At 69.1% G+C, this 10,633-nt stretch carries 21 protein-coding genes; 1 reads left to right on the top strand and 20 read right to left on the bottom strand.

Annotated elements, in window-relative coordinates:
• Positions 1-13: 13 nt before the first annotated feature.
• The gene (locus tag VV01_RS23405; protein ID WP_157508854.1) at positions 14-193 is read left to right on the top strand and encodes a hypothetical protein; all 180 of its coding nucleotides are present in this window, start codon (positions 14-16) and stop codon (positions 191-193) included.
• Positions 194-258: 65 nt separating this feature from the next.
• Here the strand turns inward: VV01_RS23405 and VV01_RS14510 are convergent, their stop codons facing one another.
• The 20 genes from VV01_RS14510 to VV01_RS14430 all read right to left on the bottom strand — a co-directional run bounded on the left by VV01_RS14510 (position 259) and on the right by VV01_RS14430 (position 10,633).
• A complete protein-coding gene (locus VV01_RS14510; RefSeq protein WP_157508853.1) occupies positions 259-501 on the bottom strand; it encodes a hypothetical protein in 243 nt (80 codons plus the stop codon).
• Positions 502-506: 5 nt separating this feature from the next.
• Entirely contained in the window at positions 507-905 is a 399-nt protein-coding gene (locus VV01_RS14505) for a hypothetical protein (RefSeq protein WP_050670501.1), read from the bottom strand.
• Positions 902-1,027, bottom strand: a complete 126-nt coding sequence (locus VV01_RS24640; RefSeq protein WP_269431128.1) for a hypothetical protein — start codon at positions 1,025-1,027, stop codon at positions 902-904. The genes VV01_RS14505 and VV01_RS24640 overlap by 4 nt, the downstream gene beginning before the upstream one ends.
• Before the next feature lie 52 nt (positions 1,028-1,079).
• Positions 1,080-1,466 carry an endonuclease VII domain-containing protein gene (locus tag VV01_RS14500; protein ID WP_050670500.1) on the bottom strand — a complete coding sequence of 129 codons (387 nt, stop codon included), beginning with the start codon at positions 1,464-1,466 and terminating at the stop codon, positions 1,080-1,082.
• Entirely contained in the window at positions 1,453-1,773 is a 321-nt protein-coding gene (locus tag VV01_RS14495) for a hypothetical protein (RefSeq protein WP_050670499.1), read from the bottom strand. The genes VV01_RS14500 and VV01_RS14495 overlap by 14 nt, the downstream gene beginning before the upstream one ends.
• Before the next feature lie 295 nt (positions 1,774-2,068).
• The gene (locus VV01_RS14490) at positions 2,069-2,344 is read right to left on the bottom strand and encodes a hypothetical protein (protein ID WP_050670498.1); all 276 of its coding nucleotides are present in this window, start codon (positions 2,342-2,344) and stop codon (positions 2,069-2,071) included.
• A gap of 3 nt (positions 2,345-2,347) precedes the next feature.
• Entirely contained in the window at positions 2,348-2,623 is a 276-nt protein-coding gene (locus VV01_RS14485) for a hypothetical protein (RefSeq protein WP_050670497.1), read from the bottom strand.
• On the bottom strand, positions 2,613-3,911 hold the full coding sequence (locus VV01_RS14480; protein WP_050670496.1) for a coiled-coil domain-containing protein: 1,299 nt from the start codon (positions 3,909-3,911) through the stop codon (positions 2,613-2,615). Before VV01_RS14480 ends, VV01_RS14485 begins: the two co-directional genes overlap by 11 nt.
• Positions 3,911-4,159, bottom strand: coding sequence for an HNH endonuclease signature motif containing protein (locus VV01_RS24940; RefSeq protein ID WP_407942939.1), 249 nt, complete (start codon positions 4,157-4,159; stop codon positions 3,911-3,913). Before VV01_RS24940 ends, VV01_RS14480 begins: the two co-directional genes overlap by 1 nt.
• A gap of 136 nt (positions 4,160-4,295) precedes the next feature.
• A complete protein-coding gene (locus VV01_RS14475) occupies positions 4,296-4,697 on the bottom strand; it encodes a hypothetical protein (protein ID WP_050670495.1) in 402 nt (133 codons plus the stop codon).
• Complete coding sequence (locus VV01_RS23400) at positions 4,694-4,849, bottom strand: hypothetical protein (RefSeq protein ID WP_157508852.1); 156 nt, start codon at positions 4,847-4,849, stop codon at positions 4,694-4,696. The genes VV01_RS14475 and VV01_RS23400 overlap by 4 nt, the downstream gene beginning before the upstream one ends.
• Positions 4,846-5,325, bottom strand: a complete 480-nt coding sequence (locus VV01_RS14470) for a RusA family crossover junction endodeoxyribonuclease (protein WP_050670494.1) — start codon at positions 5,323-5,325, stop codon at positions 4,846-4,848. The genes VV01_RS23400 and VV01_RS14470 overlap by 4 nt, the downstream gene beginning before the upstream one ends.
• Entirely contained in the window at positions 5,322-5,777 is a 456-nt protein-coding gene (locus tag VV01_RS14465; protein WP_050670493.1) for a hypothetical protein, read from the bottom strand. Before VV01_RS14465 ends, VV01_RS14470 begins: the two co-directional genes overlap by 4 nt.
• Positions 5,774-6,349 carry a hypothetical protein gene (locus VV01_RS14460; protein ID WP_050670492.1) on the bottom strand — a complete coding sequence of 192 codons (576 nt, stop codon included), beginning with the start codon at positions 6,347-6,349 and terminating at the stop codon, positions 5,774-5,776. Before VV01_RS14460 ends, VV01_RS14465 begins: the two co-directional genes overlap by 4 nt.
• Positions 6,346-6,726, bottom strand: coding sequence for a hypothetical protein (locus VV01_RS14455; RefSeq protein ID WP_050670491.1), 381 nt, complete (start codon positions 6,724-6,726; stop codon positions 6,346-6,348). The genes VV01_RS14460 and VV01_RS14455 overlap by 4 nt, the downstream gene beginning before the upstream one ends.
• Before the next feature lie 226 nt (positions 6,727-6,952).
• Positions 6,953-7,312 (bottom strand): hypothetical protein, encoded by a 360-nt coding sequence (locus VV01_RS14450; protein WP_050670490.1) that lies wholly within the window; start codon positions 7,310-7,312, stop codon positions 6,953-6,955.
• A gap of 114 nt (positions 7,313-7,426) precedes the next feature.
• Positions 7,427-8,449, bottom strand: coding sequence for a DNA-methyltransferase (locus VV01_RS14445; protein ID WP_050670489.1), 1,023 nt, complete (start codon positions 8,447-8,449; stop codon positions 7,427-7,429).
• Positions 8,449-9,411 carry a recombinase RecT gene (locus tag VV01_RS14440; protein ID WP_197275050.1) on the bottom strand — a complete coding sequence of 321 codons (963 nt, stop codon included), beginning with the start codon at positions 9,409-9,411 and terminating at the stop codon, positions 8,449-8,451. The genes VV01_RS14445 and VV01_RS14440 overlap by 1 nt, the downstream gene beginning before the upstream one ends.
• Positions 9,408-10,229, bottom strand: coding sequence for a PD-(D/E)XK nuclease-like domain-containing protein (locus VV01_RS14435; RefSeq protein WP_050670487.1), 822 nt, complete (start codon positions 10,227-10,229; stop codon positions 9,408-9,410). Before VV01_RS14435 ends, VV01_RS14440 begins: the two co-directional genes overlap by 4 nt.
• Positions 10,226-10,633: a hypothetical protein gene (locus VV01_RS14430; protein WP_050670486.1), complete on the bottom strand. Its 408-nt coding sequence runs from the start codon at positions 10,631-10,633 to the stop codon at positions 10,226-10,228. Before VV01_RS14430 ends, VV01_RS14435 begins: the two co-directional genes overlap by 4 nt.

Below are 10,633 nucleotides of genomic sequence, written 5' to 3'. Positions count from 1 at the left end.
TCATCCTCCAGTAATGAAGTCTCCGGACATCCCGGGGCGGTTCAATCCGGTGCAGTGGTTGGTGCAGCTGTCGGGGCATTCGGTGGTGTGGGTGCAGTCGGGCTGGTGGTTGCCGCGGGTGGTGCAGCCTCTCGTGCAGGGCTGGGGCATGGGTGCTCCTGGTGCTGGGTCCTCGGGTGAGTGCGCTGTTTAGTTGGGCCGTGCGGTGGTGCGGGTGGGCTCCGTGCGGATGTGCGTGAGCCCACCCGCAGTGTCGGGTCAGGTGGCGTTGTCGAGGTCGGCGAGGGTGTCTCGGTGCTGGACTGCCTGGCTGCGTAGGTCGGCCGCGACGAACGCGGCCGACGTTGCGTGCGCCTGGTCAGCGAGGGTGTCGCACTCGTCGGCGCGGGTCTGCGTTTCGAGCGCCGCCCATGCGCGCTCCTGCGCTTCGGGGGCGGCACCGGTCATGATCGCCATCACGACCTTGATGCGCCTGGCTCTCATGGCGTCTGTGGTGCTCATCCGCATCAGACGTCCTTGTTGGTGGTGGGTTCGGGTGCGGGCTGACCCCACATGCGGCCGACGGGGTGGATGACGGGCACGGCTGCGCCGATGCTCACGGGCACGTACCGCTCGAACGGGTACTCGCGGCGGGCGGAGTCGATGTCCTCGGGGTCGAGCCACACCCGGAACCCGGGGTGCCACTCCTTGACGCTCAGCACGAAGTCGTCGTCACGATCGGCGACGAGCTGTGGGCCGGGCTGCGGGAACGGCGCGGGCTTGAGGAGGTCGGGGTTGGATCGGGGCAGGCCGGCGTCGGCGTTCCACCCGTAGGGGGCGGTGATGCCTTCGGGGCCGTCGTGGGTGGCGGCGTCGAGGTCGGCGACGCCGCTGCGTCGGGTGAGGTCGGTCGGGTCGATGGTCATCGCTTCTCCTGGTGGCAGGTGCAGTCGCAGTTGGTGGGTTGGTCGGTGGTGTGATCCCATGCGGACTGGTCGCAGGCGGTGTGCTTGCCCTGGTCGCAGTCGGGGGACGGGTGGACGCTCATGGCTCAGTCCTCCACGCGCTCGTACGTGGCGGCGAAGATGTCCGGCTTGGCGCTAGCCCCGCTTGAGGTAGCGGATCGCTGCGCGGAGCCGTGCAGGGTCGTCGCGGAAGAACCCGAGACCCTTGTTGCACGAGTCGCACAGGACCCCACGAACACGCTCAGAGACGTGGCGGTGGTCGATTCGCAGCCGCTCAGTGTTGCCACAGATCGCGCACTTGCCTTCGCGCATGAGTTGCTCGTACTCGTCCAGTGGGATGCCGTAAGCGGACTTGGCCTTGTGGGCAGCCACGCGCTCCTTGTTGGCCGCAACCCACTCGCGGTGCTTGGCCTTCTGGCGTTCCTTGTTGGCCGCGTAGTACGCCGCGCTCTTGGCGCGAGAGCAGGCCTTGCACCACCCTGCGCGCTTGCGAACTCCGTAATAGTCCTCACGGGGCTTCATCTCCCCGCACTTCGGACACCGAATCAGTTCGTTCATCGTCGGCAACTCTCTCGTAGGTTGCCTCAAATATATCACTCTTGCACGGGTAGAACTCGCCCTGCACGCCACGGATGATCCAGTCGTCTCGGCCAGCCACCATGCGCCCTTCGAGGGTGTTGATCGCTACGAGGTAGGGCGGGCCGTCGCCGTGGCAGTCGGCTGACTCAAGGCGAGCGGCGGATCCGGTGAACGCGAGCACCTCGTCCGCGTTCTGGCCGGTCCACTGGATGGCGTCGATGACGACAGGCTTCTTGCGGTACTCGGGCATGGGTCAGTCCTCCTGGGTGGTGTTGGTGGTTCGGTCTCGGTGTCGAGTGCGTCAGCGACGGCCTGGGGCATCGGGGTGCACCGGGTCGGAGCGTTCGCAGGCGCACTGCACGGCTCCCCGGGCTCGCAAGTGAAGTGCGGGTCGATTCCGCGCAGGTCGGTCCACCTCAGAGGGCGGCACACGCAGCCGTCACGGGCACAGTCCCGCTGGGCGACCCCGCACGTCCGCGAGTAGCCCTCGGGCTCTGTGGCGGCCTCTCGTGGCTCCGACGTGGGCGTGAACCGGTCGCGGCGGCTCATCGGTCGGCAACTCTCTCGTAGGTTGCCTCAAATATATCACTCTTGCACGGGTAGAACTCGCCCTGCACGCCACGGATGATCCAGTCGTCTCGGCCAGCGACCATGCGCCCTTCGAGGGTGTTGATCGCTACGAGGTAGGGCGGGCCGTCGCCGTGGCAGTCGGCTGACTCAAGGCGAGCGGCGGATCCGGTGAACGCGAGCACCTCGTCCGCGTTCTGGCCGGTCCACTGGATGGCGTCGATGACGACAGGCTTCTTGCGGTACTCGGGCATGGGTCAGTCCTCCTGGGTGGTGTTGGTGGTGCGGTGTGGGTTGGGCGTCGGATCGGGGTACGTCGCCTGCACAGCGCGGGCGTCCTGATGCCCTGCGTCGTAGCCCTCGCCCCAGGCGTCGGCACGGATCGTGCGCTCGTACGCCTCCCATGCCTTGGCCTCGAACACCACGACGCGGCGCACGTACTCGCGGCGCTGGTAGCTGCTGGGACCGCGCATGAGCGCCATCGCGAGCGTGATGCGGGCTTGGCGGACCTGCTCGGGGGTGTCAGCGCTCATCGCGACCACACCCGAACGGGATGCGCGGGCCAACCGTGCCGTGAGCGCCGTGGAACTCGGTGTGTCCGTCCTGCGTGAGCCAGTCCTCTCCGTCCCACTCCAAGACCTGCCACTCGGCTGCATTGGGGCGCAGGACGGGGTAGAGCCCAGGTGCGCGATCGTGGGTGTTCGGTTCGGCGCTCGCCTCCCCGCCAGCCAGGGCGGCAGCCTGATGCGCCGCGAATGCCCGGTCACGACGGATCGTGACCTCCTCATCCCCGCGCTCGGGGTAAGTCTCGGCTCCGCAGCGGCACCGGTCTGGCGCTCCGTAGGACATACCCGACTGCTCCCTCTGGTGCATCGCTAGGGTGTCAAGCGCGTCGGTGCGTCGGGCACGCTCGGCGGCCACGTCAGCCGAGGCCGACGTGACGCGGTCGCGCCAGTAGTCGCGGGTTGTCGTGAGCGCGTACACCTGGCAGGTCAGTCGCTCGTTCTCGGCACGCTCAGCAACCACTTCCCTGGACATGTCCGCGAGTTGGTGCGCGCTCGCTCGGATGGCCTCCTGGAGTGAGTCCACAGAGGCGGTGAGTGCGGCCACGTCGGACTCGGACTGCTCCCTGTCAGTCTCGCTGCTGATGCGCAGGCCGCGCTCGTGCTCGGAGCGTTGGCGCTCAGCAGCCAGGTCAGCCTTGGCCTTCGTGAAGTCCTCGGCGGCGCGGGAGAGGTCGGCGCGCGCGTCGAGCAAGGCGGCCTCAGTGAGCGCGAGGCGAGAGGTCTGCTCCCGCAGCCGATCGACCTCGGCCTCGGCCTTCTCGGCGCGGGCACGCTCAGCAGCCAGGTCAGCCCGCAGGCTCGTGACAGCCATAGCGAGCGACTCGCGTGGGTTCGGGTCCTTCACGAGGTCGGTCAGGTCCGATGCCGCGACGGCGAACTCGGCTGACCGTTCCCGGTTCCACTCGACGGCGAGGGTTGCTGCACCGTCCCGCAGCCGCTCGTTCTCGGCGGTGAGGGCATCGTTCTCGCGCTTCATGACGTCCCAGTGCCAGTCGAGACGGTCGTAGGTGGTCGCCTTGCGCGCGACGTCCATCATCTGCTCTCGCAGGTGGTTCTTCTTGCCCTGCCAGACGTCGCGGAGGATGGCCTCGATGACTTCTTCTGCGATGCGCTGGAAGGCTGGGGTCGCCCACATGGGCGCGTACTTTCCCTCGTACGTGCGGGGGTGCCATTCGGCCTTGTGGCGCTTGTCGTGGTCGGCCAGTCGCTCCCGCAGCCGCTCGACCTCGTGTCGAAGTTCTTCGATCTCGCTCATTACGCGGCCCTTCTCTTGGCTTCTCGTTGGCATGTGATGCAGTTCCTCTTGCCCTTCCAGACCCGCGTGTTCTCCGCGCTGTACTCATGGCCTTGAGGGCAGTGCGTGATCGTCGCGGCCCATCGGCGAACGTTGTCGCCGCGCGTGACTGCCTCAAGGTGCTCAGGTCTCACGCATCTCTTGTTGCGGCACAGATGATCGACAGTCATGCCGTCTGCGATTGGCCCGTTCGCCAGTTCGTACGACACGCGGTGCGCGAGACACCTCCGAGACTGGTTGTTGAACTGGCCGTATCCGTTCGCCCACGTTGCCCCGGTCCACTCCCAGCACCCGTCGCCCTTGGCGACCTTCGCCCAGAACCGCTCTTGTGGCGGGGCGTAGCGGTTAGCCACGGTTCACCTCGGCGGTGAGTGCGGCCACGTCGGGCAGCTCGCCCAGCACCGCATCGACGGCGATCCGTGCGAACATCACCGAGGAATCGGGGTCGGGGTCTGCATCCGATGCCCACGCTGCTGCTACGGCCTCCACGAGCGCGTCGAGGTCGGGGGTGCGGGCCGCGCGCGCCTCGCCGACGGTCACGGTGCGGGTGCTGCCGTCGGCGTAGTGCAGCGTGAGCTCGGTGCCGGGCGTGCGCAGCGCGTCGTAGGCCGAGCTCGTCGCGGGCTCAGGTGTGGCGTCGTACGCGAGCGTGTGCTTGCTGATGCACTCGGCGTACGCGCCGCCGTGCTCGCGGCAGGTCGTGCGCTCGTCGGTGGCGTCGTGGCGGGGCTCGGGGGTGGTGGTCATGCGGCTGCCTTCCTGGTGTGGTCCCACGCGTTGACGCGGGTGTCGAGCGCGGGTCGTGTGGTGGCGCCGGCGCGGGCCTTGCACCCGCACCGGCAGAACGCGATGTGCCGGCCGGCGTGGTGGCGGCGGCGGGGCCGCTCGGTGGTGCTCATGCGACGAACGCGGTCGGTGCCCATGACGCGAGGTGCGCTCGGATGAGTACGCCGGCGCCGGTCGGCTCGGGCGCGTAGATCTTCGACACGTGCGTGTCGACGACGCGGCCGTCGTCGACGTACACCACGCCCGTGAGCGCGTCCAAGATCGCGCGCTCGAGCTTGTCGACGTCGGGCTTCACTGCGGGCCGCATGGGCGCGGACGCGCGCAGTGTGCCGGCGTTGCGGCCGGTGCCGTAGTGCCCGCGGGGCCGCTCGATCATGAACACGATGCGCAGCTCGATCGGTGCGTCGACCGGGGGTCGGCCGAGCATCGCCTGCCGGGCGCCGAGCGTGACGCGTGCACGCCACGGCTTGAGCTTCGCGTCGTTGTCGTCGAGGATCACGGGCCGCCTGCCGTGGCGGCCGATCTTCTTTGACCCCTGCGGGATCGGGTCGCCGGCGATGTGCAGGCTCACGAGCTGGTTGCCGGTCATGACGCGGCCTGCAGTGCTCGGGCGACGCGGGCGCGGCGCCGGCGGTGCGAAACGCGGTAATAGACGCGGCGGCCTTCGGTCGCCCATTCGGACGTGTCGCCACGCTCGCACGCGGACCGTGCGGCGCGCAGCTCGTCGTCGGTCCAGTCGTCTTCGTTGGCGTGCACGATGCGCGGCATGTTGCGGAACCGTGCTTGCTGCCCGGTGCGGCGTAGGTCCGACGCACGGTCGACGTCGGTCCGTGTCCAGTCGAGCAGATCCGCGACGGACCGGTCGTCAGGAACCATCGCGGCGAGCACGACGACGAGCGCGTACAGCTGCTCGGTGGTCGCGCTGGTGAGGATCTCGTGCACGGGCTCGGTGTCGTCGCGTACGAGCGTGACGAGCTGGGTCGCGGTGGGGATCGCGGCCTTGACGAGTCGGGCCTTGCGCTTCTGCTCGGGCGTGCTCATCGCTGCACGCCTTCGAGCTCGGAGACGCGGGCGCGCAGGCGCTCGACCTCGGCGATCAGGTCGCGCACGTCAGCCCATGACGCGGCGAGAAACTTGCCGTTGGGGTTGCGAACGTCGCAGATGTCGGCGCGGTACACGCGCTCGTCGTCGCGTGGGGTGTCGTCGGGCAGACCTTGCGCGCGGGCGACCTGGTAGACGGCGACGTCTTCGACGTTGCGCCTGATGTGGTTCTCGTCGGTGAGCGCGAGCCTCGCGTCGCTGCGGGGCTGGTCCCACGATTCGGCTGCCCATGCGCGGATCTCGTCCTCGATCTGGTCCTCGGTCATGGTCGTGTACTCGCGCAGCGACTCGCGGTTAACGTCGGCCTCGCGGCCGGTCGTCGATCGGTCGACGGTCACAGTGGAGACGACCTCGCAGACGCCGACGCCAGGCTGCCGGCCGCACAACGCGGCGGAGTGGTTGTCGGTGTTGCCCCACCAGAACCACGGGCCTTCGGTGGTCGCGGCGTGGCGGGCGCGGATCGCGTCGAGGTCGAGCTCGGTCGCGGCCGTGTGGGTCTCGGTGCTGGTCATGGCTGTTCGTCCTCGTCGTTCTCGTCGGTGGTGGTGGGTTCGGGCTCGGTGCGGTTGCGCCAGTCGGGCGGCGCGGTCGTGAGGCCGGCGTTGCACTCGTCGCACACCCGTTGCCGGTTGCCGTGCGCGCAGGTCGAGTGCTGCCGCTGCTCGCCCTTCGGCGTCTGCGACCAGTGCGCGCCCGGCCGAGGGATGAGACCGGGTGTCTTCGCCTCGGAGTTGCCCGCTGCTCGGATCGCGGCGACGCACACGTCGACGGCGGTCGCGTCCTTCGCCGCCTCACGCACCGCGGTCTCGATGCCTGGCAGGTCCCAATCGCGGCGCAACAGGTGCACGAGCTCGCACAGGCGTTTCCCCTGCTGCTGTGTGAGTCTCATCGGATGCCACCTAGCGGCGCAGCCGGCATCATCACGTCGCGGCGGTGGTCGGCTCGGGTGCGGTCGCTGGGCGCGGTCCGGGCCACGCGCGTTACGTAGGTGACGCCATGATGCAAAGCTGCGCCGCGTGTTCCCTTCCCTTCCTTATTCCCTTCCCTTCCCTTCCCTGACAGGGTTTTGCAAACACGCTCAGTGAGGGTGCAGTGAGGGCTCAGTGAGTCGGTCACTATTCCTCACCCGGCTTGTCGTGGATGGTGCACGGCGGGATGCGTGAGGGTGTCGGGCGGTTGACACGCTGGTGCTCGCGCCACGACACGATGTGCAGGTAGCGCTTGCCGTCGACGACGTACCGGCACAACGGGCCGGATTCCGTTATGGCGCAAAGGTGTTCGTCGATCTTCTTCGGCGTAATCTTGTCGTCGAGCGGGTAGAGCTCGGCCTTGATGAGCCGGGTCTCGTCGAGCCCGCGGCCGACGTCGTCGAGGTAGGTGAACAGCCCGGCGAACGTCCATCGGACGTCAATCGGCCACGCGCAGACCGTCAGCGATGAGAACATCGACGGCTTGATCGTGCGGATACGTGCCACGTCAGGACACCGACAACTCTGTCAGCACGTCCCATTCGGCGACCGGAACGCGGTAACACTCGCTGTATCCGCGGCCGTCGGGCAGCATGAGCCGGCGGGCGACGTCGTGCGGCGTCATGACGCGACCTCGATGTCGAGGTCGAACATCGCGCGTTGCCCCTCGATCTGTTCCGCAGGTGGCTTGTGTCCTGCAGCTTTCGCGCGTTGCTTCGGGTCGGTGGTGCGCCAGGTCGCGAGGCGGCAGTAGTCGGCGGACATGTCGACGCTGATGCCGTGTCGGCCGAGCGCGTCTGCGACGAGCGCGGTCGTGCCGGTGCCGCCGAACGGGTCAAGCACGACGCCGCCGGCGGGCGACCAGGCGCGGATGATGCGCCGCGGCCACTCGGTCGGGAACGCCGCGAAGTGGTCGACGCCGAGGTGGTCGGGTACGTGCAACGGCTCGGTGGCGATGGACCAGACCGAGCCCGGTAGCGAGCCGGCCGCGTTGCCGGTGTTGTGCCGCTCGCCTGTGACGTCGCCGAACTTCCCGGCGCGACCCCACGGGGACGGGGCCCCGCCGTCGCGCGGCTGCGTCCGGGCCGACTTATGCGGCTCGCGAATCGGGTCGACGTCGGCGTAGTAGCGCGGCTCAACTGTGAAGTGGAACCACTGCTCGTGCGAGCGGCGTACGCGGTCGGTGACGGACTCGGGGAGCCCGTTCGGCTTCGACCAGATCACCTCAGCGCGCAAGATCAGCCCGAGGTCGTCGATGCACCGCAGGGCATACCGCCACGGGATGCCCATGAGGGACTTATTCGGGATGCCGATCGCTTTCGGGTTGCTGCGTCGCCAGTAGTCCGACGAGGACATCGTCGACTGTCGGCTGCTGTTCTGCTGCTGTGCGCCGCTGTACTTGTCGCCGAGGTTGACCCAGAGGGAACCGGACGGCTTGAGCACGCGGACCATCTCGCGGGTGCACTCGATGAGCGCGTCGACGAACTCGGTCGGGGTCGCCTCGTCGCCGAGCTGCCCGTCGTAGTGCTCGCCGCCGTCCTGGTACGAGCGGAGACCGAAGTACGGCGGCGACGTGACGATCAGGTCGACCGCGCCGTCTGCGATGGGGAGTGCGTGGGCGTTGCCGCGGACGATCGCGGACATCACTCGGCCGCCTTGTTCTGCTCGTCGTGCTGCTCGATGAGCGCGGCCCGGACGGCGCGCATCTCGTCGTTGGTGAGGTCGGCCGCGGTCGCGATGTCGGGCCGGTCGGTGAGCTCGCGGCAGAACGCGAGGCGTGCGGCATTGTCGGGCAGGCCGACGCGGTCGAACAGCTCGGCGAGGCTGGGCTCGTCGGGCTCGACCTCGGCGTCGACGACGTCGGGCTCGGCGGCCGGTACGGCGAGGGTGGCGAGTCGGTCACGCGCGGGCGCCGTCGCGGCGGCCTCGGCGGGCCGGTCGGCCTGCTGCATCTCGTCGTCGGTGTAGATACCCGACAGATCCTGCGGGAACGCCATACGCCACGCGAGAGCCTCGGCGCACTTCGCGATCTGCCCGCCGGGCCGCTGCGCCCACATGCGGGTCAGCTCGCCGTTGCGCTTCGTCTGCGCGTACTCGTCGAACAGTGCGGTCGCGGTGAACGGGTCGCCGTCACGGCGGATCGTGACGCGGGCCGCTACGGGGTTGCCCCACGACTTCGACCACACGGGCGACCACCCGCGCTGCTCGCCGGCCCACTCGACCGCTTCGACGGACACGGTCTGTCGTGCTCGAGCGGCGGCGCGGCGGCCGATGAGTCGGAACCCGTCGATGCCGGTTTGGATCGTCCACTTCGTGACCTTGACCCACCCGTCGCCGTTCGGGTTCGGCTGCGACTCCTGCCGGCCGATCATGTAGATCTGTCGGGCGAACGGGTCGAGACCGGATCGCTTCGCGACGTGGAAGAACAGACCGAGGTCGCCCTCGGGCGCGTCGGCGACTCCGATGTGCGCGAGCGCGGCGCGCTGCTGGTCGGTGAATGCGTGCTGTCCCTCTGCGATCGTGAGGTCGGTGCCGGCGCGGTGCTGCTCAAGCTCGGTGTTGGTCATGGTGCGTCCCTTCGGGTCGTTCTGGTCGGTGGTGGTCATGCGGCCCATCCGGGCCGGTGCAGCTCGGTGATGCGGTCGGCGTACGCGGGCCAGTGATCGCGGGCGAGGCAGTCGGCGTACAGGTCGATCGCGTGGCGGGCGCGTTCGCGGCCGGCGTCGATCCATGACTCGGCGAGGGTGTGCACGCCGACGAGGTACGGCGGTTCCTTCTCGACGGTGACGAACACGAACAGCGCGTCGGGGTCGTCGATCACGCCGGCGGCGTTCGCGAGGTCGACGTACCACGGGGCCTGCACGTAGTAGCCGAACTCTTCGACCTTGCGCGCGAACGTCGCGGGGTTGCTGCCTCCCTTCGGCGTGGTCTTCACGTCGACGAACACGGGGCGCCCGTCGGCGGGGTGCGTGGTGAGCCGGTCGAACCGGCCGCGCAAGATCACGCCGGTCTGCGGGTCTTCGGCGTACATCGACCGCTCGGACACGCCTTCGCGGGCGAGCAGCGGACCGGCGATGTCGTGGTTGCGCACGGCGGAGGCCATGCGGCGGGCCTCGCGAAAGTCCTTGCGCAGCAAAGGAACCCGGCCGGCCTCGCGTGCGGCCTTCGCTGCGTCTTTCGCGGCGTTGGTGCGCCAGTCGGCCGCGTCGACGACGTGCACGCCTTGCCCGGTGCCGAGGATCATCTCGTGCACGGCGTGGCCGATGTCGTACGCCGCTTTGGTGACGGGGTGCGCCATGTCGTACCGGAACCGGGCCGGGCAGTCGAGCAGCAGCTTCGCGCCGGACTGCGACAGGCTGCTGCGGTCGGCGTGGTAGGTGGCTTCGTCGTTCTGCACGAGCGGGTCGGTGTCGTACCCGTTCATGCTGCGACCCGCCCGTTGTGGCGGTTCTCGGCGCGCGAGCGGGATACCGACCGGGGGTGCACGCCGAGGATGCGCGCACTGTTCGCGGTCGACATGCCGAGCGCGTCGAGCGCGGCGACCTGCCGGCGCAACGGCGACAGCCGGGTCGCGGCGAGCACGTCGGGGTGCTCGTCGTCGAGCTGCACGGGTGCGGCGACGTACGCGACGTCGACGGGTGCGGGTTGCCGTTCGGGTGCGTCGATGAGCCCGAGCATGGTGAGCAGCCGGCGGGCGTCGTCCGTGCTCGTCGCGTGCTCGGCGACCGTGACGCGGGCGCCGTGCACGAGGTGCCCGGCGGTGTCGGGGAGAGGCTTGTACGAGAGGCCGGCGCGCATGTACGTGCCGATGTCGGATCCGGGGAGCAT

This window comes from Luteipulveratus halotolerans, assembly GCF_001247745.1.
Lineage (GTDB): Bacteria > Actinomycetota > Actinomycetes > Actinomycetales > Dermatophilaceae > Luteipulveratus > Luteipulveratus halotolerans.
Note: the sequence above shows the minus strand (reverse complement) of the source record. Positions and strands in the feature narration are given on the sequence as shown.